The sequence below is a fragment of the Paraburkholderia gardini genome, from assembly GCF_907164545.1.
Taxonomy (GTDB): domain Bacteria; phylum Pseudomonadota; class Gammaproteobacteria; order Burkholderiales; family Burkholderiaceae; genus Paraburkholderia; species Paraburkholderia gardini.
Window position 1 is genome coordinate 51,688 of the sequence record NZ_CAJQZB010000011.1, and the last position, 21,770, is coordinate 73,457.

Here is a 21,770-nt window from a genome sequence, read left to right on the forward strand (position 1 = left end):
CTCGCGGGATGCCGGGATGCGTCAGCGCGCTCGCTCAGATATCCGCTTCGACGTCGTTGCCCTTCTCTTCGAGCCAGCTGCGGCGCGACGCCGCTTCGCCCTTGCCCATCAGCATCGTCATGCGTGCGACGGTCGCGTCGAAATCGAGCGCGCCCAGCGCGACCGGAGAAAGACGCCGGGTGTCCGGGTTCATCGTGGTGTCCCATAGCTGCTCGGCGCTCATTTCGCCGAGGCCCTTGAAGCGACTGATTGTCCACTGCGATTCACGTACGCCGTCCTTGCGCAACTTGTCCAGAATCGCTTCGAGTTCGCCTTCGTCGAGCGCGTACAGCTTCTGCGCGGGCTTCTTGCCGCGCGCGGGCGCGTCGACACGAAAGAGCGGCGGACGCGCCACGCATACATGGCCGCGCTCGATCAGCTGCGGGAAATGCTTGAAGAAGAGCGTGAGCAGCAACACCTGGATATGTGCGCCGTCGACGTCCGCGTCCGACAGGATGCAGATCTTGCCGTAGCGCAGATTCGACAGATCGATCTTGTCGTCGGGGCCATGCGGATCGACGCCGATTGCCACCGAAATGTCGTGCACTTCGTTATTGGCGAAGAGCCGGTCGCGCTCGGTCTCCCACGTGTTCAGCACCTTGCCGCGCAGCGGCAGAATGGCCTGATACTCCTTGTCGCGGCCCATCTTGGCCGAACCGCCGGCCGAATCGCCTTCGACGAGGAACAGTTCGTTGCGGCCGATTTCCGTCGATTCGCAATCGGTCAGCTTGCCTGGCAACACCGCCACGCCCGAGCTCTTGCGCTTCTCGACCTTCTGCCCGGCGCGCGTACGCGCCTGCGCCTGCTTGATGACGAGGTCGGCGAGCTTCTTGCCGTGCTCGACGTGCTGGTTCAGCCACAACTCAAGCGCCGGACGTGCGAATGACGACACCAGCTTGACGGCATCACGACTGTTCAGCCGCTCCTTGATCTGACCTTGAAACTGCGGGTCCAGCACCTTCGCCGACAGCACGAACGACACGCGCGCGAACACGTCTTCAGCGAGCAGCTTCACGCCCTTCGGTTGCAGGTTGTGCATTTCGACGAAGCTCTTCACCGCCTGGAACAGCCCTTCGCGCAAACCCGATTCGTGCGTGCCGCCCGCAGGCGTCGGAATCAGATTGACGTAGGACTCGCGCGTGAGTGACCCCTCCTCGCTCCACGCGACAACCCATGCGGCGCCCTCGCCTTCCGCGAAGGTTTCTTCGTTCGAGCGCGAGTTTTCCGCATAACGCTCGCCTTCGAAGAGCGGAATCAGCAGATCGCTGCCCGCCATGCCTTCGAGCAGATAGCCGCGCAGACCATCTTCATACTTCCAGCTTTGCTGCTCGCCGGTTTTCTCGTTGATAAGCGTGACTTCGACACCCGGCAACAACACCGCTTTCGATCGCAGCAGGCGTTGCAGTTCGCCGACCGGCAGGTTCGCCGAGTCGAAATATTTCGGGTTGGCCCAGGCGCGCACGCGCGTGCCGGACTTCTTGTCGCCGCGCTGGGCGGGACGCACTTCGAGCGGCTTGACGACGTCGCCGTCGGCAAAGCCGAGTTCGGCGATCTTGCCGTCGCGCCAGACGGTGACGTCAAGGCGCGTGGACAGTGCGTTCGTGACCGACACGCCGACGCCGTGCAAGCCGCCCGAGAACGTGTACGCGCCGCCGGACGCCTTGTCGAACTTGCCGCCCGCATGCAGACGTGTAAACACGATTTCGACGACCGGCACACCTTCTTCCGGATGCATGCCGAACGGAATGCCACGTGCGTCGTCTTCGACGGACACGGACTGGTCGGTGTGCAGCGTGACGATGATCTGGCGACCATAGCCGCCGAGCGCTTCGTCGGCGGCGTTATCGATGGCTTCCTGAATGATGTGCAGCGGATTTTCGGTGCGGGTGTACATGCCGGGCCGTTGCTTGACCGGCTCCAGGCCCTTCAGCACCTTGATCGACGCTTCGCTATATGCGGCGTTTGGCTTTTTCGTAGACATGGCTTGCTGTGGTCCGTCGGTTCATCATTGTCCACAGGTCCTGTGGACATCTGCGTGGACAAACCGTTGAATTTTCAAAAAAAGCGAAACGAAACAACGGGGTGAATCAATGTGCCTGCCATTGAGGCAGTGCCTTTATTAACTGTTCGTGCTGCGACAACCGGTTGCCTGCCGCCTGCATCGACGGCCCGGTAGTATGGTCGCAGATGCGTTCGCGGGGTATTTTACTGATTTCAATACGCACGGCAATTTGATGATGCAGGCGTTAGCCGTCTGGCTGGGTACTGGCGTCGCATCTCGCCTGCGGCACGTACAAAACCTGGCGACGCTTACTTGCGCTTCGCCTCCAGCTCTTCCCAACGCTCGAGGACCGTCAGCAGTTCGTTGTCGATTTCCGCATAGCGCCCGGTCAGGCGCGTGCCTTCCTGAGCGTCCTTCGCGAAGATCGAACCATCCTCGAGTTGCGCGCCGATCGTTTTCTGCTCCGCCTCGAGCGCGGCGATCTGCTGCGGCAACGACTCCAGTTCGCGCTGCTCCTTGAACGACAGCTTGACCGTGCGCTGCGCGTTGCGCCCCGCCCCGCTGTCTTTCGCCGCGACGTCTTTTGCCGGATCTTTCGGCGCTTCGCCCTGCGCGAGCTTTAGCGAGCGCTCGCGTTGAATCTGCCAGTCGGTAAAGCCGCCGACGTATTCCCGCCACCGCCCCTCGCCTTCCGACGCGATCACCGACGTCGCGACGTTATCGAGGAACGCCCGGTCGTGACTGACGAGCAGAACCGTGCCGTCGTAGTCGGTCAACAGTTCTTCGAGCAGTTCGAGCGTGGGAATGTCGAGGTCGTTGGTCGGTTCGTCGAGCACCAGCACGTTTGCCGGCCTTGCAAACAACCGTGCGAGCAGCAGACGGTTGCGCTCGCCGCCCGACAGCGACTTCACCGGCGAGCGGGCACGCTCTGGCGCGAACAGGAAGTCGCCGAGATAGCTCATCACGTGCTTCTTCGTGCCATTGACTTCCACCCACTCGCTGCCCGGGCTGATCGTATCGCCAAGGCTTTTGTCCAGGTCGAGCTGCGCGCGCATCTGGTCGAAATACGCGACCTGGAGATTCGTGCCGATGCGCACCTTGCCTTCGTCCGGCGTCAGTTCGCCGAGAATCAGCTTCAGCAGCGTGGTCTTGCCCGCGCCGTTCGGCCCGATGAAACCGATCTTGTCGCCACGCATGACACTGGCCGAGAAACCGTCGACCACGGTGCGCGAGCCGTAGCGCTTCGTCACATCCGTCAGTTCGGCGACGATCTTGCCGGATTTCTCGCCTTGCCCCACGTCGAGCCTGACGTTGCCGAGCGAATTTCGCCGCTCGGCGCGCTCGTTACGCATCTGCACGAGCCGCGCAATGCGCCCGACGCTGCGTGTGCGCCGCGCCTCGACGCCCTTGCGGATCCACACTTCTTCCTGCGCCAGCAGCTTGTCGGCCTTTTCGTTTTCGATCCGTTCGACTTCCAGTTGCTGCGCCTTGCGCGTCTGGTACGCCGAAAAGTTGCCCGGATACGACAGCAGACGCCCGCGATCGAGTTCGACGATGCGCGTGGCGACACGATCGAGAAACGCGCGATCGTGGGTGATGAACAGCAGCCCGGCACGTTGTGAGACCAGGAGTTCCTCAAGCCAGCGGATACCGTCGAAGTCGAGGTGGTTGGTCGGCTCGTCGAGCAGCAGGACGTCAGGCTGTACAACCAGCGCACGCGCGAGCGCCACGCGTTTCTGCATGCCGCCCGACAGCGCGCCCACGCGCGCTTCGCCATCGAGCCCGATCTGCGCGAGCGTCGTGGATACGCGCGTGCGCCAGCTCCACGCATCGGTCGTATCGAGCGAGGACTGCAGCGTGTTCATGCGTGCGAGCAGCGCGTCGTGCTGCTCGCCTTCCGGCGTTTCCGCGAGGGCATGGGCGACGACGTCGTATTGGTCGAGCAACGCGCGCGCATCGATCAGGCCGGCCGCGACGGCGTCGAACACCGACATGTCGATGTCGAACTCGGGTTCCTGCGGCACATAGACCGTAGTGAGGCTTTGCTGACGCGTGACGAGGCCGTCATCGGGCTTCGTGAGATCGGCAACGATCTTGAGCAGCGACGACTTGCCCGCGCCGTTGCGGCCAATCAGCCCGACGCGCTCCCCCGCTTCGAGAGAGAAATCGGCGTGATCGAGCAACGCGACGTGACCGAACGCCAGTTGCGCTCCGGTAATGGTGTAAAGCGACATGGGGAGAAAGGAAAGAAGACTGCGATGAATCGGAACTGCCCATTGTACCGGTCGCGCGGTTGAACGCATCCCGGCCGGATGGCATAGCCCGTCTGGCCAGATTGAATTCGCGAGGCCGGTGCGCACAGAATGGCACGACTAACCCGGGTGAAACGGCCGGCTCACAGTGGGCGCGAGAACATTCCGTGTGCACGCGGCGGCCCTTTGCCGGCACGCGGAATCGCGCCCTGCAACGCCGCTGCGCCGGGGGTTCAGACGAATTCCGGTAAGATTGCGGCTCGCCGCGCCCTGACCGGAAAAGGGGCAGAACGCGCGGACCATTGCATTGATCTGAAGAAAGAGTACGTCGTGAGCGAAGTCATTGAATACAAAAGCTGGGTCTGCCTGATTTGCGGCTGGATCTACAACGAGGAAGAGGGTCTGCCGGAAGAAGGCATCGCGGCGGGAACGCGTTTCGCCGAGATCCCGGAAGACTGGCGCTGCCCGCTGTGCGATGTGGGCAAGGCGGAGTTCACCGTCGTCGAGTTCTGAAGCTGTCGCGCGCCGCGGGTTTTGCCGGCGCCCCGTCTTGTCTTGAGTCTCTCCGCTTTCCCCGTCAGTCGCGCATCGCCACCACCACGAGTTCCCGGCTGGCGGCATCCACAGGTTCGCGCGACCAGCCGCCATACCAGTTCATCGAAACGAAGCCCGCTTCGCGGAGCGTGTTCTCCAGTGCGGTCTGGCTACGAAACCGCAATCCGCTTTCGGCGACGATCTCCTCGTCATCGCGCTCGAACCGGTAGTGGGTGGCAAACCGTACGCGTTCTCCCGTGACGTCGACAACCCGATGCCACACGTCGACCCGCCCATATTTCTGCGATTCGATGCACCGGCGTGACGCCTCTGGCGTCCACGCGCGCCAGGGTTCGCGCGCCGGATTGCGGCTCTCGAAAGCAAGGCAGCCGCCCGGTCGCAACGCGTCGTATGCAGCCGAAAGCGTCTGCCGCCAGCTCGTATCGTCGACGAAAACCTGCGCGACGTGCCCTGTCATCAACGCAAGATCGGCGTCGACTGAACGCGCCGCGTGCGCGTCGCCCTCGAGCCACCTGACCTGCTCGCCGCCCGCACGGCTGCGCGCGACCGCCAGCATCGCCGCTGACGGATCGACGCCGGTCACGTCATGCCCCCGGTCGGCGAGCGCGCAGGTCAACAGGCCCGTTCCGCAGCCGATATCGAGCACCCGCGCAGCGTCGAGGGATTGCGCGAGGTGGAGGTAGAACGCCGTGTCGGCGGCGGCGGGATTGAGCGCGTCGTACAGATCGACGAGGCGTGGGTCGCTGTAGAGGGTCATCGCAAGATCATAACGGCAGCGTGTCGTGCGCCGCGCAGGGCCATTCTCGCCGCGAGGCGCGTTTGCTATACTCTGGCCCCTGCGGCGCGATTCCTGCCCGCGTGAGAGCGGACCGTCCAGCGCGACGATATCGCCTCCACGCTGCACGAATCAACGCGGTTCCAGCTACGATGGGTCACTTAGGAACGTAGCGGTTGCGGAACATGCGGGTCATTCGCCTCGCCGCGTAGGGTTCCATCTCCCTGTAGTTCAATGGATAGAACAAGTGCCTCCTAAGCGCTAGATACAGGTTCGATTCCTGTCAGGGGGACCAATTAGCTTCTTGCGAAGCCCCGTAACCCCCGGTCACAATTCCTTTCGAACTTCGATCGCCTGCGTCTCTCCCTATATAAGAGGAGGGGCACATCATGATCAGGCTCACATTAATGATCGGATTATTCGCCGCGCTGTCGGGCTGCGTCGCATACCCCGCGGGCTACGGCTACGGATACGCCGCCCCCGGATACGCTTATGGCCCCGACTATGTGCCTGCCTATGGCTACGGCAGCATCAACATATGGGGGGGCGGTGGCGGTGGCTACCATCATGGGGACTACCACCATGGCGACTGGGACCACGGCTATGGGCACGGGCACTGGGAAGGCGGCCACGGCGGTGGACATGGCGGCGGCCATGGCGGTCATGGGCATTAAGCAGTCCCGCGGCCTGTCTGGGGAACCACCGCGTACCATCTTCGCGGTGTCCACGCCTTGTACCTGCCGAACTGGCGAACTAACCGCCCTCTGATCGCCGGATCGCGCGCGCTCACGTCCCGTTACGCTTCATCCATCGCGATATCTGATCGCCGCGCTACGAACACGACGGGGCCTTCCAATGGTTACTTTGATCGACCACGACATTGCACACATCGCACGTGTCATGCGGCCGTCGCTGCATCGCGACGCCGGCGGCCCGATCCTGCCGACGTCGTACTGGCGCAACCGTCTGCATCATCTGCTCGATGCGTGGCACGTGACGAAAGCGCAGTTGTGCGCCATCGACAGCCTGCTGCTGGAACTGGATCACTACGACCGCGATCAGGCACGCAAGGCCGCGGGCGAAACGGCGGTCTGCCCCGCAGACGTGACGCCGGCGTCCCGCATGAGCGCGCGCAGGCGCCGCAACGCCTGCGCGACATAACGCACGAATACGACCTGCGACGCCTTCGTGCCTGAAACGCACACGGCTTCGGTGTCAAAATACGGGGCTACTGGCCGGAGGGCCATCTATTTTCCCCATCAGCAAGGAGTCCCGTGGACACCAGCAAACAAATCGCCGCACTGACCGTTTCCGGCATGCAGACCGCCGGTGCAAGCCAGGCTACCGCCATCGCCCTTCACGTTCTGATCCGTCATCTGAAGTCGCCCGAGCTGCTCAGCGAACTCACGACGGCGTTCGAACAACATCAGGCGTTGATGCTGCAAAAACCGTGGCCGGAGCAGATGCTGGCATCGTTCGAAGCAACACGCCGTTTCCTCGAAAGCGCCGCGCGTAGCGACAGCGGACCCGAAGCGGCCAGCAATGCGGGCTAAAACCAGATCGTCCACGCGGTGTCCGCGCCACGTTCCCTGTTTTTCAATCACATGACCTACCCTTACAACATCGTGGCGGCCGCCGCTCTGATGATCATTGTCGTTCTCAGCGCGATCGCGCTGATGCTGAACTGAGTCGACGTTCAACCGGCCACATTGAAAAAAGGCGCCGGAGCGCCTTTTCCAGCCGGCCTGCCTGGGTTAAAGCAATCCGGTCAGCCGTACGCTACGGGGTATTGCGCTTCGCATTGTCCTTGACGTTTTCCTTCGCGTCGCCATAGGCCTTGCGCACCTCGCCCGCGGCCTGCTGGACATCGCCCTTTACTTCCTGAGCGGTATCGCCGGTTGCGTGGCCGACAGTCTCGTTGACCTTGCCCTTCACCTTTTCCGCCACACCCTTCACTTGATCCTTGTTCATGTCCGGCTCCCGTCGTACAGAATGCCAGCGCGGATGTGCGCCAGTGCCCGGATAACAGCAACTGCTGTGCCCAGCCTTGCCGAGGAAAAAGCCATGTCGCCACCCGCGAACCCTAAAGCATTGATTGCCGGTGCCGTTAACCGGTTATGGACCGCACATCCTTCGCCCGCAGCGGCTCTTTTCAGGCCACGCTGATCGATCAGGACATCGCGCATATCGCGCGTGTCATGCGACCGGCACTTCAGGGCGATCTCGGCGGTCCGATCCTGCCCGCCTCGTACTGGCGACAGCGTCTTCATACGCTGCTCGACGCCGATTTCCTGACCAAGGGTCAGCTTCGCGCCATCGACAGCCTGCTGCTTCAACTCGAATACTTCCCGCTTCGCGACCGCCCGCCTGTCGTGCATCTCGTCGACGCCGCCAACGCGAACACCGTGACACCTGGCGCTACCTGCTTCGTTCAGGGATAAATCGCAGGCGTCACGCCCCGCCCGCTGCGTCCACAGCGGGACCATGCGCCAGCTACCCCGCCGCCTGAACGCCGTCGCAACCGTATATCCACCCCTGACTCGCGCACGTCAAACCGCGAAGCTGCAATCGCCAGTTTTTTCGCCATCATCGGTTCGCATATCAAAAAAGGGACGCGTCCAGGTCATAATGTCCGCAAAAATCCCCAGCAAGGACCGATAGTGACTCAGGCCACGCTGCCAGCCCTGCTCGCGCAGGCTCGCGCCCGCTACACGCAACGAGAGATCGCCGATCACGTCGGCAAGGACATCAAGACCGTCCGGCGCTGGGAAAAAGGCGAAACGCCCTGTCCGGCCATGCTCGGCCCGGCGCTGCGCCTGCTGCTCGCCACCGGCGGCGCTGGTAGCGCCCGGCGCGCCGGCACGCCTGCGCGCTTCTCCTTCATCGATCTGTTCGCCGGCATCGGCGGCATCCGCATGGGCTTCGAGGCACAGGGCGGCGAATGCGTGTTCACGAGCGAGTGGAACGATTTTTCGAAGAAGACGTACCTCGAAAACCATGGCGCGGATCACACGTTCGTCGGCGACATCGTGTCGTTTCCCGCGGAAGACGTGCCCGCCCACGACATCCTGCTCGGCGGCTTTCCCTGCCAGCCGTTTTCAATCGCGGGCGTCAGCAAGAAAAACGCGCTCGGCCGGCCGCATGGTTTCGAGTGCACGACACAGGGCACGCTCTTTTTCGACGTCGCGCGGATCATCGCCGCGAAGCGTCCCGCTGCATTCCTGCTCGAAAATGTGAAGAACCTGCTGTCGCACGACAAGGGACGCACGTTCGACGTGATCCTGCAGACGTTGCGCGACGAGCTCGGCTACGAAGTGCATTACCGCGTGGTCGACGGCCAGCATTTCACGCCGCAACATCGTGAGCGGATCATCATCGTGGGCTTTCGCGGCAGGACGTCGTTTTCCTGGGACGACCTGCGTCTGCCAGAACAGGGTCCGCGGCTCGCGTCGATCCTGCATCGCACCGACGGCGGCGAGCCGCACCTGCCGTGGGACGAAGGGCGCTTCTTCGATCACGCGGCGCGCTGCGTGCAACCGAAATACACGCTCACGCCGAAGCTGTGGGCCTATCTGCAGCAGTACGCCCAGAAGCATCGCGCGGCCGGCAACGGCTTCGGTTTCGGCATGGCGTATCCGGACAGCGTCACGCGCACGCTGTCGGCGCGTTATCACAAGGACGGCTCCGAGATTCTCGTCCATCAGGGCGAAGGCCAGCGGCCGCGGCGCCTCACGCCGCGAGAATGCGCGCGCCTGATGGGCTTTCCCGACACGTATCGCATTCCCGTCAGCGATACGCAGGCTTACCGGCAGTTCGGCAACAGCGTCGTGATGCCGGTCATGCAGGAAGTGGCGCGCATCATGACGCCGCATGTGGAAGCGTTACTGTCCGGCAACGGCGAACCCGACGCCACGCCGCCGCAGGACATCGCGCTGGTCGCCTGATGGTCGACGTCGTCGACGCCGCGACGCGAAGCCGGATGATGTCCGGCATTCGCGGGCGCAACACGAAACCTGAGCGCCTGGTTCGCAGCCTGCTGCATCGACGCGGTTTTCGCTTCCGGATCGACGTGCGCGATCTGCCGGGTCGTCCGGACATTGTCCTGCCGCGCTATCGGGCGGCGGTGTTCGTGCATGGCTGCTTCTGGCACGGCCACGGCTGTCATCTCTTCAAATGGCCACAGACGCGCCCCGAATTCTGGCGCGAGAAGATCGGCCGCAACCGCAGCAACGACGAGCGCGCCGTGGAGGCGTTGCACGCGGCCGGCTGGCGCGTGGCGATCGTATGGGAATGCGCATTGCGTGGCGCGAACCGGGACGTCGACGGCGTGGTCCAGCGTCTCGCCGACTGGTTGCAGGAAGAGCGTGGCGCGGGAAAGCCCACGTCGGGCAGCAACGCTCACGACACACTCGAACTGAGCCTCTGAAGCGGCGCCCAGGCGCGCCCTCATGAGCGTCGCACAACGCTTTGCGGCACAGCAGCAAAGACTCGCGGTGCTACACTCGATCAGCGCATCGCGAGTCATCACGCGCCGTATGTGCGAGCGCGAGGCAGCGTCCGTTCCATCTCAAGAACTTTCCTTGAAGGAGGCATCCGATGGCTGATTTCCGACTCTGGTCCGATGAGTTTCCGGCTAACGGCTTCATGCACAAAGCGCAGGAATTCAACGACAAATCGTTCGGCGTCGACGGCGAGAACATTTCCCCCGCCCTGCAATGGGACGCGCCGCCCGCCGACACGCAAAGCTTCGCCCTCACCGTCTACGATCCGGATGCGCCGACGGGAAGCGGCTTCTGGCACTGGGTGATCGTCAACCTTCCGCCCGAAGCGCGGTCGTTGCCGCGCAACGCCGGCAAGGCCGACGGCAGTCTGCTGCCGCAGGGCGCGCTCCAGGTGCGCAACGACTACGGCACGCCGGGTTTCGGCGGCGCGGCGCCGCCGCGTGGCGACAAGCCGCACCGCTACATTTTCCGTCTGCATGCACTGAAGGTGGCGCATCTGCCGATCAACGCCGAGGTGACGAACGCGGTCGCGCGATTCATGACGCATCTGAACGAAATCGATTCGACGACTTACACGGGCCTGTACGAACTGAAGTAGCTTGCCGGACAGGCGTCGACGTCAGACGTCACGGCAGGGTAAAACGGACGGCGGCCCCGTTGACACGCCTCATGGCGCCTGCCGTCCGTTTGCCGGTTGTGCTGCATTACCCCGGCGTCGGGCCAGATTATGCGCACGCCGCACAGCCTGGCGCCAGCGACAAAAACGATGCGCGCACAACCTTCCTGTAAGGCGGGTTTCGTACAATCCGGCGTTTGCTTACTAACGGTAACGGCCCGTGCCGATGAATCCAGAACAAGGCCTGCCTCTTCCGCAACGTTACAGCGCAATCCTCGTCGTGGCGCTCGGCCTCACCCTTTCCGTGCTCGACAGCGCCATCGCCAACGTCGCGCTTCCGACGATCGCGCGACATCTGCATGCAAGCGCCGCTGGCTCGATCTGGGTCATCAACGCGTATCAGCTGGTCATCACCATCTCGCTGCTGCCGCTTGCCTCGCTTGGCGATCGCATCGGTTACCGGCGCGTGTATATGGCGGGCCTCGCGCTCTTCACGGTCTCGTCGCTCGGCTGCGCGCTCGCCACCTCGCTGCCGGCGCTCGCCTTCGCCCGCGTGATCCAGGGCTTCGGCGCGGCCGGCATCATGAGCGTCAACACCGCGCTCATACGCATGATCTATCCGCCCGAACATCTCGGGCGCGGCATCTCGATCAACGCGATGGTGGTCGCGGTGTCGTCGGCGGTCGGGCCGACGGTCGCTTCCGCGGTGCTCTCCGTCGCGACGTGGCCGTGGCTGTTCGCGATCAACGTGCCGATCGGCATCGCGGCGTTCGCCGGCGGGCTGAAGGCGCTGCCGCGCAATACGCCGCACAACGCACCCTACGATTTCCTGAGCGCGGTGATGAACGCGTTCGTGTTCGGCCTGCTGATCTTCGCCATCGACGGCCTGGGTCACGGCGAGCATCGCGGCTATGTGCTGGCGGAACTCGTCGCGGCCGGGGTGATCGGCTACTTCTTCGTGCGGCGGCAGCTCGATCGGCCCGCGCCGCTCCTGCCCGTCGATCTGCTGAAAATCCCGATCTTCGCGCTGTCGATCGGCACGTCGATCTGTTCGTTCGCCGCGCAGATGCTGGCGTTCGTCTCGCTGCCGTTTCTGATGCAGGACACGTTCGGGCTCACGCAGGTGCAGACCGGTCTGCTGATGACGCCGTGGCCGCTCATCATCGTCTTCGCGGCGCCGCTTGCAGGCGTGCTCTCGGATCGCTATTCAGCGGGCATTCTGGGCGGCATCGGGCTCATCACGATGACCTGCGGACTATTGCTGCTCGCCACGCTCGACGCGCATCCGGAACCGCTCGCCATCGCGTGGCGCATGACCGTGTGCGGCGCGGGCTTTGGGCTCTTCCAGTCGCCGAACAACCGCGCGATGCTGTCGTCCGCGCCGCGCTCGCGCAGCGGCGGCGCAAGCGGCATGCTCGGCACGGCGCGCCTGACCGGGCAAACGCTCGGCGCGGCGCTCGTGGCGCTGATCTTCGGCGTGGCGCCGCAACGCGGACCGACGATCGCGCTCTACGTCGCGGCGACCTTTGCGATCGTCGCGGCGGCGGTCAGCATGTTGCGGGTCGTGCAGCGCGGGGCGACCGCTTCGACCTGATTGCTGCCGCCGAGCAGATCCATCCTCGCTTTTCTTTCGGGCCGCACGCCGGGCTTCGGGCTTCTAGTTCGCCGGCGCGTGCGCGAGCTTTACCGCCTTCGCGGTCATCGACGAAGCCGTCGCCACGCTGCGCAAATCGGCGAGAAAGTTATCCCGCCACACGGAAAGATTGTTCTCGCGCAGCGGCGCCATCATGTCCGCGTGACGCGCCTGACGTTCCGCGAGCGGCATCGACAGTGCGCGCTCCAGCGCTTCGGCCATCTGCGACAGATCGAACGGATTGACGACCAGCGCGCCCGGCAACTGCCCGGCGGCACCGGCGAATTGCGACAGCACGAGCACGCCCGGGTCGGCCGGATCCTGCGAAGCGACGTATTCCTTCGCGACGAGGTTCATCCCGTCGCGCAGCGGCGTCACGTAACCGACCTGCGACTGACGGAATAGCGCCATCAGCAGATTGCGTTCGTACTTGCGGTTCAGGTACTGGATCGGCGTCCAGTCGAGCTGCGCAAAACGGCCGTTGATGCGCCCCGCTTCGCCTTCCAGCGTCTGACGGATGCGCTGATAGGTCGATACGTCGGAGCGCGTCGGCGGCGCGATCTGCACGAGCGACACGCGGCCATGCCAGCCCGGCGCGTTCAGCAGCAGACGCTCGAACGCCTGAAAACGCTCGACAAGCCCCTTCGAATAATCAAGCCGGTCGACGCTCATGATCAGCTTGCGTCCGCGCATACCATCACGCAGGCTGCGAACCGGCTTGCGATCGGTGAACTGTTCGGCGGCTTTCGCAATCGCATCCGGATAGATGCCGATCGGATAGGCGCCGACTTTCAGGAAGCGGTCGTACGCGTGCACCATGCCGTCTTCGCTCGACGTGCCATGCTGCCCGCGCTCGATGTAATCGACGAACGACTGGCGATCCGCATCGGTCTGGAAGCCGACGACGTCGTAACTGCACATGCACTTCACGAGTTCTTCGTGCGGCGGCACGGTGCGCAGCACCTCGGGCACCGGAAACGGAATGTGCAGGAAGAAGCCCACCGGATTCTTCACGCCGAGATCGCGCAGGCAGCGCGCGAACGGCAGCAGATGGTAGTCATGCACCCAGATGATGTCGTCGGGCCTGAGCAGCGCCTTCAACTGCTTCGCGAGCGTCACGTTGACGCGCAGATAACCCGAGTATTCCTGCCGGTCGTAGCGCGACAGGTCGTTGCGATAGTGGAAGGTCGGCCACAACGTGGCGTTCGAGAAACCACGGTAATACTGGTCGTAGTCGCGCTTCGTGAGACCGACGGTGGCGTACGTCACGTTGCCCTGCTTTTCGATGACGGGCGCCGACGGTTCACTGACGGTCTCGCCACTCCAGCCGAACCACACACCACCGGTTTCCTTCAGCGCGTCGAGCACGCCGATCGCAAGCCCGCCAGCGGCCGGACGGCCCTCCTGGGTCGGCGCGACACGATTCGATACCACGATCAATCTGCTCATTCAGCTCCACCTCATTCAGTTATGCGTTGCATGCGGGGGATTCAGCTTTCACGGTGCATGCAAGTCATATGCCCGGTTTCGCAAAACTGGAAGAAAAATTTATGAAAATGCAATGAACGAGTAAAAGCATGCGGTGCAATTCACATCGCACAGAAATTTTTTCGTCTTCCGGGCTTCTTGACGTTGCCGCCTGCGTTGCGCGGGCAAATTCGCCACGCAGTGCATGTCGTGGTTTCAGTCGAGCCGCGCTCAGGCGTCCTGTTCGGAACCGAGGTCGCGCTGATAGTCGAGCCCTTCCGGACGCACGCCGCCCTGATTGTGGTCGCCGTCCAGCGGCGTGGGGGGCGCGGGGCGATTCTGCGTGGCCGGATCGGGGCCTGTTGTGGGCGACTCACCCGTGCCGCTACCGGCGGCGTTGGCAGGACGTGCGTCGCGCTTCGAATGGCGCGCGGAGCGCCGCAAGGCGGGATGTCTCATCTCGATGCCTCCACTGGAAGGCCGCCACACGAACGGTGGCATCACCCTAGTCTAGAGCCCGGCGTGGCAAATTGCCGGTAAAAACTCAGGCCGACTTGTAACAAGTACCTAAATGCGCCTGCCCTGCGAGTCGAGCCGGCGGGGCACGCGATACCACAGGTGTTAATGCACGTTGACGTGCGGCGCTTCGTTCGGCGCTGGCGGCGGGTCGCCGATCGGCGGCGTGTCGGGAATCGTCGGTTCGCGCGTCGGATCGGGGACGGTGTCCGGCTCCTCGGGTGTCGACGGCGGCTCGACGGGCTCGGGTCGATGCGCGATCATCGCGGGATCCGGTGTGGCATTCAGCATGGATAGAGCGGCGCAGCGTTCAGGCATGAAAGTCTCCTCGTTCGAGTCGTACACTTTCATCAGCAAGCGATGTGCCGTCCGCGGTCCACGTCCCCTCATCGCTCAATGCAAAACGGAGCGCCATTGTGCAAGACGGCCCGTTTCAGTTCTCCGCGCACGCACCAGCGCTACACCAGCGCTGTGCGTTCAGGCATTCGCATCGCCCAGTGCGCGGGACTCGTCGTCCGCTTCGCCTTCGGCGAGACGGCTCGCGTCGTTACCGTATTCGACGAGGCGGTTGTACAGCGTCTTCAGGCTGATGCCGAGAATCTCCGCCGCGCGCGTTTTCACGCCGCCGCATTGTTCAAGCGTCGCGAGAATCAGCTGACGGTCGGCTTCGGCAAGCGAGGTGCCGAACGGTATCGTCACCGTCGTGCCCGCTGCCGGCTTCGACAGCGAGATCTGCAGCGGCACTGTCGCCGTGCTGTCGGATTCCGCGCCGGACATGATGTGCGCGCGCTGCACATAGTTCTTCAGTTCGCGTACGTTGCCGGGCCACGGATACGACATGAACATGTCCTTCACCGCCTGCGGGAAGTGCTTTTTCGTGCTGTGACGTTCGTTCAGTTCATCGAGGAAGGCCTGCGCGAGCAGGTCGACATCCTTGCCACGCTCGCGCAATGGCGGCAGGCCGATCGGAAACACGTTCAACCGGTGATACAGGTCGAGGCGCAGCTTGCCTTCGAGCACGGCCTGCTCCGGATCGCGATTCGTCGCGGCGATCAGGCGCACGTCGGTTTCGATCTCTCTCGTTGTGCCGACACGCATGAACATGCCGGTTTCCAGCACGCGCAGCAGTTTCACCTGCAACTCGACCGGCATTTCGGTGATCTCGTCGAGGAACAGCGTGCCGCCGTTCGCGCGCTCGAAATAGCCCTTGTGCTGACGGTCGGCGCCCGTGAACGAGCCGCGCTCATGACCGAACATTTCGGATTCGATCAGGTTCGGCGAGATGGCGCCGCAGTTCACCGCGAGAAACGCGTGCTTGCGACGCAGACTCAACTGGTGCACGGTCTGTGCGGCGACTTCCTTGCCCGTGCCCGATTCGCCGACCAGCATCACCGACGCAGCCGTCGGCGCGACCCGGCTGATCTGGTCGTAAACCTCCTGCATCGCAGGCGAATTGCCGAGCATCAGACCGAAGCGGCCCATGCGTCGCAGTTCGCCGCGCAGGTTGCCGATTTCGGCTTTCAGATCGCCGGCGCGCGGCAGGCGGCTCAGAATCGCCTTCACGCGCTGCATGTTGATGGGTTTGACCAGATAGTCGGTCGCGCCCATTTTCAGCGCGTTCACGGCCGACTCGACTGTCGCGTGCCCCGTAATGACGATGACCTCGACGCCCGACTGCGGATCGAGATCCTCGAAGAGCTCGACGCCACTGCCGTCAGGCAGTTTGAGGTCGGTGAAAATCACGTCCGGCGTTTGCCGGACGAGCTGGATGCGCGCTTCACGCAGATCGCCGGCCGTGACCGTAGTCAAACCGTCTTCCGCGATGATGGTAGCGAGCGCCTCGCGGGTACCTGGATCGTCGTCGACAATCAATACGTGTGGCATTGCGTCTCGCAAGCGTGGGAAGCGCTGGATGTTCGCATCGTCAGACGCGTGAAATCCGCCGGTGGCAGCATGCCCGACGCGTCGCGCGTTGCACGAACCGCACGACGGGTGTGCGCTGGTTTCCGGCCAGGATTCGAGATCTGGCGTCGCGACCCGGGTTCGATCAGAGCGAGCAGCAATCCGGATCGATGATCGAATCGGGACGAAGACCAGGTGCGTCTGCGCAACAATCGGCGGATGCGAGCCAGCCTGAACGCCTCATTGTTGTGGATTTGTCTATTGTACGGCTTTACTTCGGCCACACGCCTCTATCTTATGGCGAGAAAGCGCGGAGAAGCCAGCCCGGCTATCTGGCCAACCCCGCACGACGCGGCCTCATGCCAGAGCGCCGCAAGACCCGCTAATCGTCTCGCGGCGTTCAACCGGAAATCACCGCTCAGCCATGCGGAAAAGGCCAGGGCTCGCCTGCACCCGCCGGATGCCCTGTACCGTTCGTCGCGCCGTTCGCGGCACCGCTCTGCATGCCGTTTGCAGCGCCGCCGTTGCCGGCGGTATTCGCTGTGGCGGCTGCGGGTTGCGCGGGTGTGGCGATGCTACCGCCTTCCCCTTCCCAGCGGCTCAGATCGCGGCTCAAGGGAACCTGCGCGGCGCGGCGTCGCTGCTGCGACCAGCGCCACGCGAGAATCCCGCCGGCTGCCACCAACGTGCCGAAAATACCTATTCTGGGTCGTGCCATGTCGAACTCCTCTTCATCGCAAATCCGGAAAATCAGATCGAAGCGAACGCCTGCGCCAACACCGGCGTGATCCGCCCGCCAGACCGCATGGCGCGAAGCAGGCGGATCATGTGCAGCGCGCCACCCAATCGCCGTCGTTCAAATCAACGCACCGCCAGAACGCCCAGCAAAAAACCAATCCCCGCGCCGATGCCGACCGCCTCCCACGGATTGTCGCGAACGTAGCGATCGGCGTTGTCGGCGGCCACGCGATAGCGCTGCTTTGCAACCGACTGCGCGTCGCCCAGCGCAAGCTGCAGCGAATCGACATGCGTGCGCAACCGTTCACGCAGCGCGTCGACACCCTCGCCCGACACGGCCGTCGCCAGTCGCAGCATTTCTTCGGAATCTGTCACCAGCACCCGCAGGTCCTCGACAATTTTTTGCCTGCCAAGCGCAAGCTGCATCGTGGTGTCGCTCATGATCAAAACGCTCCTCGTTGTCCGGATAACCGCGCGGGAAAACCGCGGGAATTCGCCGCGTCCGCAAATCGTGTTGTCGTGCCCTCGACCTCAAGGCGGCGCCGACGCCATGCAGTTGAGGCTCTCGCAATCCGCGCGCCCGCCCTGCCTTTTGCCGGCTCTCTTAAGTCGATCGATTTCCCGCGGACGAGTTCCAGCCCATCCACCCCGCGTTTTCGCAATCCCATGTTCCGGTCGATATTGCCGATCGCTCATGACAAATATGTCGTTAGTACCGTTTATCGATCGCGTCGCCATTTGACGGGCGCAAACAGCCGTTTGATCGTCCTCATGCGGTCGCGCACATTGCGGTGCAAGGCGCGCGAGTGGTTAAATCGCATTTACGAGATATTGAACTGGCGCGGTTCGCGGATCGTGCGGGCAGGCGTCGCTACAACGAAGAACATTTTTGCGGGACATCCTGTTTATGGCGTCAATCGATCTGGACTCGCCCGCTGTCGCCCCGGGCGGCGGTCCGGCGCAGACGAAGCAACGCATCCCCGGCGAGGTGGCCGGTCTCAGGTCCTATGGCCTGCTGTACGGCTCGTCGCCCGTGATGCTCGAACTGTATGAGCAGATTGAACGCGTCGCGGCAACCGACGCAACCGCGTTGATCATCGGTGAATCCGGCACCGGCAAGGAACTGGTCGCCCGCACGATTCACGACCAGAGCGCACGCCGCGATGCGCCGTTCATCGCCGTGAACTGCGGCGCGATTCCCGACGAGCTGATCGAAGCCGAACTCTTCGGCCACGAGAAAGGCAGCTTCACGGGCGCGGTGCAGGGACGCATCGGTTACTTCGAGCATGCGAACGGCGGCACGCTGTTCCTCGACGAAATCACCGAGATGGCGCCGGTGCGTCAGGTGAAACTGTTGCGCGCGCTCGAGACCGGCACGTTCTTTCGAGTGGGCGGAAGCGAGCTGATTCGTGCCGACGTGCGTGTGATCGCCGCGACCAACCGCGATCCGGTGGTCGCGATGAAGGAGAACGGGCTGCGCGAGGACCTGATGTATCGCCTCGCCGTGTTTCCGCTGCGCGCACCGCCGCTGCGCGAGCGCGAGAACGATCGCGAACTGCTCGCGCATTACTTTCTCGCGTCGATGAACCAGCAGGAAGGCACGGGCAAGACGTTCAGCAAGCGCGCCATCGAAACGCTGCGGACATGGTCGTGGCCGGGCAACGTGCGCGAACTGAAAAACGCGGTGTACCGGGCGTTCATCCTCGCGGAAAAAACGGTCGAGCTGCCGCATCCGCATCTTGCGTCGCGCGTGAGGAAACCCGTGACGCAAGGCGATGCGATGAGCGTGTGGATCGGCACGCCGCTCGCGGACGCGCAAAAGCAGATCATTCTCGGCACGCTCAAGTACTGTGGCGGCGACAAGCGTCGTGCCGCGAAGGCGCTCGGCGTGAGCCTGAAGACGCTGTACAACCGGCTCGGTACGTACGGCAGCGAAAACGGCGTCGAAGAGGAAAACGAGTAAGCCGTAGTCCGGTCATCGCGCACCGGATGTTCGCGTCTTTTCAGAAACTTCGTTGACGTGCATCAGGATTTGCAATTGCTTGCACTTTTCTCCTGCCATTTACAAAACGCATCCTGCAAAATGCTGCGGCAAGAAAAGACGTAAATAACGCGTCGTCTGGCTGTTGCTGCGCGAAGCGCGTGGCATACCGGCAGACGTCGCAAGCAGGAGCAAGACAGGGAATGACGATCAGGATGCATCGGGCTCATGACGCCCAGCGGAAGCGTTTTTCGACGCTCTCCGCGCTAGCGACGCTCGCCATCGTCGCGACAGTGAGCTTGAGCGGATGCAACTCGCTCTATTCAGAAGGCGCGACCGCCGGTGCCGGTGTCGCCGGCGCCGCCATCGCTTCCAGTATCACCAGCAATGCAGCCGTCGCGACCGGCATCGGCCTTGGCGCCGTCGCCGCGGCGCGTGCCGGCGTGCAGTACTCGCAGCGCGTCGTTCATCGCGATACGCAGGACCACATCGCGCAGGCGGCCGGCCCGCTCGACGTCGGCGCCGTCGCGCCGTGGAGTGTCACGCATTCGGTGCCGATCGAAGAGGACGAGCACGGCCGCGTCACCGTCAGCCGCACGATCAGCACCGGCGCGCTCGACTGCAAGGAAATCGTCTTCTCCGTCGACAAGGCCGCCACGCAGAACGTGCCGGCCAGCACGGGGTTTTACGTCGCATCGATCTGCCGTGACGGCGCCGCGTGGAAATGGGCGTCGGCGGAACCGGCCACCGAACGCTGGGGCGCGCTGCAATGAGCGCGGCCGCAAGCGTACGGCTCGCGCTGGCGGCCGCCGTCTGTGCGGGCGCCAGCGTGTTGACGGGCGGCTGTTCGTCGGCATCGGTCGGCGCCGCGAGCGGTGCGGCGGCGGGCGTCGCCACCGGTATCGTCACGGTAAACCCGGCAGTCGGGATCGGCGTCGGCATCGCGGTGCAGGCCGCGACCGACGAGGTCGTCAAGAACTACATGCGCGACATGCATACGGACCAGCAGAACCTGATCGCGGCACTCGCGGGCACATTGGCCATCGGCGAGACGCGCTCGTGGAGCGTCAAGCACGCGATGCCCGTCGAAAACGGCCACGGCCACGTTCGCGTGACGCGTGCGTTCACGTCGGCGCTCGCGAGCTGCAAGGACTTCGTGTTCTCCGTGCAGGACGGCGACGATCCCGGCGCACACGAAGCCTGGTACACCGGCAGCGCGTGCCAGCAAGGTCAGGACAAGGGCTGGAAGTGGGCGCTGGCCGAACCGGCCGTCGATCGCTGGGGCAATCTGCAATAACGTTCGCCGCGTCGCTTTGCGGCGTTTGCATCGCGGATAAAAAAAGGCCGTGCAGGGTTCGATGACGAACCGCACGGCCTTTCTGCTTCCGGGCACAGCGGGCTTTTCCCGGAGATTTCCAGGTCACGCCCGCCGCAAATCAGGACTCGACGTCTTCCAGACTGAAGATTTCGGTCTGGTCGTTATACGAGAAGATCTCGCCATAACGGCCCCAGTTGATGACGGCGTCGAGCGTCTCCTCGGCGGCCTTGTCGGAGAGAAAATCCTCCAGCTCCTGCTCGAAGCGCACGCGCGGCGCGCGATGCCCCGGGCGCTCGTTCAGCACCTTCTTGATCCGCGCGGCGAGCGGCACGTGACGCAGCAGATGCTCGGCGAACATCATCTTGCGTTCCTGCGTGCCGAACTCCGAGAACACGCGCGCCGGCGGCGTCAGGAAAATGTCGCCTTCGCGCACATCGGCGAAGCCGAGATGTTGCAGCACTTCGGCGACCGGAAACAGATCGTCGACCTCCAGATGCAGCGAGCGCGCGATTTCCGGCATGTCGGCGCGGCCGTGATACGGCGCGGCAGCCAGCGTCTCGATCAGGCCGGCCATCAGGTTGGTCGACACATGCGGCAGCCAGCTGCTCCACTCCAGCCCCTTGCGGGTTGCTTCGCCTGTCTGGCGGGCGGTCATCTTCGCGTAGATTTCGTCGACGAGGCGCCGGAACGCCGGGTCGAGACGGTTACGCGGATGCTTGAATGGCACCTTGATCTCGGCGATCACGCGGCCCGGATTCGACGACAGCACGAGAATCCGGTCGCACATGAACACCGCTTCCTCGATGTTGTGCGTGACGATCAGCACCGACTTGATCGGCATGCGCCCCTGTGTCCACAGATCCAGCAAATCGGTACGCAGGGTTTCGGCGGTCAGCACGTCGAGCGCGGAGAACGGCTCGTCCATCAGCAGCAGCGTCGGGTCGACGACGAGCGCGCGCGCAAAGCCCACGCGCTGGCGCATCCCGCCCGACAGCTCGCGCGGATACGCGTTCTCGAAACCGTCGAGACCGATCAGATCGATCGCGGCCAGCGCGCGCTCGCGGCGCTCGCGCGCGGCGACACCCTGCGCTTCGAGCCCGGCTTCGACGTTCTGCAAGACGGTCAGCCACGGGAACAGCGCGAAGGTCTGGAACACCATCGCGACGCCCTTGGCGGGGCCGTCGAGCGGCTTGCCCATATACGTGACTTCGCCGTCGGTCGGCTCGATCAGGCCCGCGATGATCCGCAGCAGCGTCGATTTGCCCGAGCCCGAGCGGCCCAGCAGACCCACGATCTCGCCTTCGCGCAGCGACAGGTTCGCGTCGTCGAGAACGAGCAGTTCGCCCTGCGTCTTGTTAAAGCCACGGCACACGTCCTTGACGCGCAGGATCTCCTCGCCGGGACGGGGCGGCATGGGCGGCGTCGGCTGCATCTGCATCTGCGCGGCGGCTACGGCTTTCGGGTTTTGCATCGT

23 protein-coding genes and 1 tRNA gene are annotated in these 21,770 nt (G+C 63.8%); 13 read left to right on the top strand and 11 right to left on the bottom strand.

The window, feature by feature from the left end; all coding sequences use genetic code 11:
- Window positions 1-34: 34 nt before the first annotated feature.
- Complete coding sequence (locus LPA37_RS10370) at window positions 35-2,020, bottom strand: DNA topoisomerase IV subunit B (protein WP_228974019.1); 1,986 nt, start codon at window positions 2,018-2,020, stop codon at window positions 35-37.
- A 329-nt stretch (window positions 2,021-2,349) separates the two neighbouring features.
- The gene (locus tag LPA37_RS10375; RefSeq protein WP_228974017.1) at window positions 2,350-4,275 is read right to left on the bottom strand and encodes an ATP-binding cassette domain-containing protein; all 1,926 of its coding nucleotides are present in this window, start codon (window positions 4,273-4,275) and stop codon (window positions 2,350-2,352) included.
- Window positions 4,276-4,623: 348 nt separating this feature from the next.
- On the opposite strand from LPA37_RS10375, the gene LPA37_RS10380 reads away from it, so the two are divergent.
- A complete protein-coding gene (locus LPA37_RS10380) occupies window positions 4,624-4,806 on the top strand; it encodes a rubredoxin (RefSeq protein ID WP_090531559.1) in 183 nt (60 codons plus the stop codon).
- Between the two features lie 64 nt (window positions 4,807-4,870).
- On the opposite strand, the gene LPA37_RS10385 is transcribed toward LPA37_RS10380, so the two are convergent.
- Window positions 4,871-5,605: a class I SAM-dependent DNA methyltransferase gene (locus LPA37_RS10385; protein WP_229012500.1), complete on the bottom strand. Its 735-nt coding sequence runs from the start codon at window positions 5,603-5,605 to the stop codon at window positions 4,871-4,873.
- Window positions 5,606-5,843: 238 nt separating this feature from the next.
- Between LPA37_RS10385 and LPA37_RS10390 the strand changes: the two genes are divergently transcribed.
- From LPA37_RS10390 to LPA37_RS10405, 4 genes are all read left to right on the top strand, one after another.
- Window positions 5,844-5,918 (top strand) — tRNA-Arg (locus LPA37_RS10390).
- 112 nt (window positions 5,919-6,030) lie between these two features.
- A complete protein-coding gene (locus tag LPA37_RS10395; protein ID WP_407672510.1) occupies window positions 6,031-6,297 on the top strand; it encodes a hypothetical protein in 267 nt (88 codons plus the stop codon).
- Between the two features lie 181 nt (window positions 6,298-6,478).
- On the top strand, window positions 6,479-6,784 hold the full coding sequence (locus LPA37_RS10400) for a hypothetical protein (protein WP_229012501.1): 306 nt from the start codon (window positions 6,479-6,481) through the stop codon (window positions 6,782-6,784).
- 113 nt (window positions 6,785-6,897) lie between these two features.
- Window positions 6,898-7,176 (top strand): hypothetical protein, encoded by a 279-nt coding sequence (locus tag LPA37_RS10405; RefSeq protein ID WP_228974010.1) that lies wholly within the window; start codon window positions 6,898-6,900, stop codon window positions 7,174-7,176.
- 226 nt (window positions 7,177-7,402) lie between these two features.
- Here LPA37_RS10405 and LPA37_RS10410 read toward each other — a convergent pair whose 3' ends face one another.
- The gene (locus LPA37_RS10410) at window positions 7,403-7,594 is read right to left on the bottom strand and encodes a CsbD family protein (protein WP_228974008.1); all 192 of its coding nucleotides are present in this window, start codon (window positions 7,592-7,594) and stop codon (window positions 7,403-7,405) included.
- A gap of 146 nt (window positions 7,595-7,740) precedes the next feature.
- Between LPA37_RS10410 and LPA37_RS10415 the strand changes: the two genes are divergently transcribed.
- The 5 genes from LPA37_RS10415 to LPA37_RS10435 all read left to right on the top strand — a co-directional run bounded on the left by LPA37_RS10415 (window position 7,741) and on the right by LPA37_RS10435 (window position 12,335).
- Window positions 7,741-8,064 (top strand): hypothetical protein, encoded by a 324-nt coding sequence (locus tag LPA37_RS10415; protein ID WP_229012502.1) that lies wholly within the window; start codon window positions 7,741-7,743, stop codon window positions 8,062-8,064.
- 219 nt (window positions 8,065-8,283) lie between these two features.
- Window positions 8,284-9,567: a DNA (cytosine-5-)-methyltransferase gene (dcm, locus tag LPA37_RS10420; RefSeq protein ID WP_229012503.1), complete on the top strand. Its 1,284-nt coding sequence runs from the start codon at window positions 8,284-8,286 to the stop codon at window positions 9,565-9,567.
- Window positions 9,567-10,049 (top strand): very short patch repair endonuclease, encoded by a 483-nt coding sequence (locus LPA37_RS10425; protein ID WP_229012504.1) that lies wholly within the window; start codon window positions 9,567-9,569, stop codon window positions 10,047-10,049. Before dcm ends, LPA37_RS10425 begins: the two co-directional genes overlap by 1 nt.
- A 170-nt stretch (window positions 10,050-10,219) precedes the next feature.
- Window positions 10,220-10,723 carry a YbhB/YbcL family Raf kinase inhibitor-like protein gene (locus LPA37_RS10430; protein WP_228973999.1) on the top strand — a complete coding sequence of 168 codons (504 nt, stop codon included), beginning with the start codon at window positions 10,220-10,222 and terminating at the stop codon, window positions 10,721-10,723.
- A gap of 244 nt (window positions 10,724-10,967) precedes the next feature.
- Window positions 10,968-12,335, top strand: a complete 1,368-nt coding sequence (locus LPA37_RS10435; RefSeq protein ID WP_229012505.1) for an MFS transporter — start codon at window positions 10,968-10,970, stop codon at window positions 12,333-12,335.
- Window positions 12,336-12,398: 63 nt separating this feature from the next.
- Here LPA37_RS10435 and otsA read toward each other — a convergent pair whose 3' ends face one another.
- From otsA to LPA37_RS10465, 6 genes are all read right to left on the bottom strand, one after another.
- Window positions 12,399-13,823 carry an alpha,alpha-trehalose-phosphate synthase (UDP-forming) gene (gene otsA / locus LPA37_RS10440; protein ID WP_228973994.1) on the bottom strand — a complete coding sequence of 475 codons (1,425 nt, stop codon included), beginning with the start codon at window positions 13,821-13,823 and terminating at the stop codon, window positions 12,399-12,401.
- Window positions 13,824-14,072: 249 nt separating this feature from the next.
- On the bottom strand, window positions 14,073-14,300 hold the full coding sequence (locus LPA37_RS10445) for a hypothetical protein (RefSeq protein WP_229012506.1): 228 nt from the start codon (window positions 14,298-14,300) through the stop codon (window positions 14,073-14,075).
- 162 nt (window positions 14,301-14,462) lie between these two features.
- On the bottom strand, window positions 14,463-14,648 hold the full coding sequence (locus LPA37_RS10450) for a hypothetical protein (RefSeq protein WP_229012544.1): 186 nt from the start codon (window positions 14,646-14,648) through the stop codon (window positions 14,463-14,465).
- 186 nt (window positions 14,649-14,834) lie between these two features.
- Window positions 14,835-16,241, bottom strand: coding sequence for a sigma-54-dependent transcriptional regulator (locus LPA37_RS10455; RefSeq protein ID WP_229012507.1), 1,407 nt, complete (start codon window positions 16,239-16,241; stop codon window positions 14,835-14,837).
- A 436-nt stretch (window positions 16,242-16,677) separates the two neighbouring features.
- Complete coding sequence (locus LPA37_RS10460; RefSeq protein ID WP_228973985.1) at window positions 16,678-16,977, bottom strand: hypothetical protein; 300 nt, start codon at window positions 16,975-16,977, stop codon at window positions 16,678-16,680.
- 143 nt (window positions 16,978-17,120) lie between these two features.
- The gene (locus tag LPA37_RS10465) at window positions 17,121-17,438 is read right to left on the bottom strand and encodes a DUF883 family protein (RefSeq protein WP_229012508.1); all 318 of its coding nucleotides are present in this window, start codon (window positions 17,436-17,438) and stop codon (window positions 17,121-17,123) included.
- Between the two features lie 466 nt (window positions 17,439-17,904).
- Between LPA37_RS10465 and LPA37_RS10470 the strand changes: the two genes are divergently transcribed.
- From LPA37_RS10470 to LPA37_RS10480, 3 genes are all read left to right on the top strand, one after another.
- Complete coding sequence (locus LPA37_RS10470) at window positions 17,905-18,960, top strand: sigma-54 interaction domain-containing protein (protein WP_229012509.1); 1,056 nt, start codon at window positions 17,905-17,907, stop codon at window positions 18,958-18,960.
- Window positions 18,961-19,181: 221 nt separating this feature from the next.
- Window positions 19,182-19,751 carry a hypothetical protein gene (locus tag LPA37_RS10475; protein WP_229012510.1) on the top strand — a complete coding sequence of 190 codons (570 nt, stop codon included), beginning with the start codon at window positions 19,182-19,184 and terminating at the stop codon, window positions 19,749-19,751.
- Window positions 19,748-20,275, top strand: a complete 528-nt coding sequence (locus LPA37_RS10480; protein WP_228973979.1) for a hypothetical protein — start codon at window positions 19,748-19,750, stop codon at window positions 20,273-20,275. The genes LPA37_RS10475 and LPA37_RS10480 overlap by 4 nt, the downstream gene beginning before the upstream one ends.
- Window positions 20,276-20,414: 139 nt before the next feature.
- Here the strand turns inward: LPA37_RS10480 and LPA37_RS10485 are convergent, their stop codons facing one another.
- Window positions 20,415-21,767: an ABC transporter ATP-binding protein gene (locus LPA37_RS10485; RefSeq protein WP_229012511.1), complete on the bottom strand. Its 1,353-nt coding sequence runs from the start codon at window positions 21,765-21,767 to the stop codon at window positions 20,415-20,417.
- Window positions 21,768-21,770 lie beyond the last annotated feature (3 nt).

Bases quoted from the DNA above. Each gene is read 5' to 3' on its own strand.
- LPA37_RS10460 (WP_228973985.1), bottom strand. From the start codon at position 16,977: ATGGCACGACCCAGAATAGGTATTTTCGGCACGTTGGTGGCAGCCGGC.
- LPA37_RS10445 (WP_229012506.1), bottom strand. From the start codon at position 14,300: ATGAGACATCCCGCCTTGCGGCGCTCCGCGCGCCATTCGAAGCGCGAC.
- LPA37_RS10470 (WP_229012509.1), top strand. From the start codon at position 17,905: ATGGCGTCAATCGATCTGGACTCGCCCGCTGTCGCCCCGGGCGGCGGT.
- otsA (WP_228973994.1), bottom strand. From the start codon at position 13,823: ATGAGCAGATTGATCGTGGTATCGAATCGTGTCGCGCCGACCCAGGAG.
- LPA37_RS10455 (WP_229012507.1), bottom strand. From the start codon at position 16,241: ATGCCACACGTATTGATTGTCGACGACGATCCAGGTACCCGCGAGGCG.
- LPA37_RS10480 (WP_228973979.1), top strand. From the start codon at position 19,748: ATGAGCGCGGCCGCAAGCGTACGGCTCGCGCTGGCGGCCGCCGTCTGT.
- LPA37_RS10385 (WP_229012500.1), bottom strand. From the start codon at position 5,605: ATGACCCTCTACAGCGACCCACGCCTCGTCGATCTGTACGACGCGCTC.
- LPA37_RS10475 (WP_229012510.1), top strand. From the start codon at position 19,182: ATGACGATCAGGATGCATCGGGCTCATGACGCCCAGCGGAAGCGTTTT.
- LPA37_RS10425 (WP_229012504.1), top strand. From the start codon at position 9,567: ATGGTCGACGTCGTCGACGCCGCGACGCGAAGCCGGATGATGTCCGGC.
- LPA37_RS10430 (WP_228973999.1), top strand. From the start codon at position 10,220: ATGGCTGATTTCCGACTCTGGTCCGATGAGTTTCCGGCTAACGGCTTC.
- LPA37_RS10410 (WP_228974008.1), bottom strand. From the start codon at position 7,594: ATGAACAAGGATCAAGTGAAGGGTGTGGCGGAAAAGGTGAAGGGCAAG.
- LPA37_RS10450 (WP_229012544.1), bottom strand. From the start codon at position 14,648: ATGCTGAATGCCACACCGGATCCCGCGATGATCGCGCATCGACCCGAG.
- LPA37_RS10370 (WP_228974019.1), bottom strand. From the start codon at position 2,020: ATGTCTACGAAAAAGCCAAACGCCGCATATAGCGAAGCGTCGATCAAG.
- LPA37_RS10375 (WP_228974017.1), bottom strand. From the start codon at position 4,275: ATGTCGCTTTACACCATTACCGGAGCGCAACTGGCGTTCGGTCACGTC.
- LPA37_RS10435 (WP_229012505.1), top strand. From the start codon at position 10,968: ATGAATCCAGAACAAGGCCTGCCTCTTCCGCAACGTTACAGCGCAATC.
- LPA37_RS10400 (WP_229012501.1), top strand. From the start codon at position 6,479: ATGGTTACTTTGATCGACCACGACATTGCACACATCGCACGTGTCATG.
- LPA37_RS10465 (WP_229012508.1), bottom strand. From the start codon at position 17,438: ATGAGCGACACCACGATGCAGCTTGCGCTTGGCAGGCAAAAAATTGTC.
- LPA37_RS10415 (WP_229012502.1), top strand. From the start codon at position 7,741: ATGGACCGCACATCCTTCGCCCGCAGCGGCTCTTTTCAGGCCACGCTG.
- LPA37_RS10485 (WP_229012511.1), bottom strand. From the start codon at position 21,767: ATGCAAAACCCGAAAGCCGTAGCCGCCGCGCAGATGCAGATGCAGCCG.
- LPA37_RS10395 (WP_407672510.1), top strand. From the start codon at position 6,031: ATGATCGGATTATTCGCCGCGCTGTCGGGCTGCGTCGCATACCCCGCG.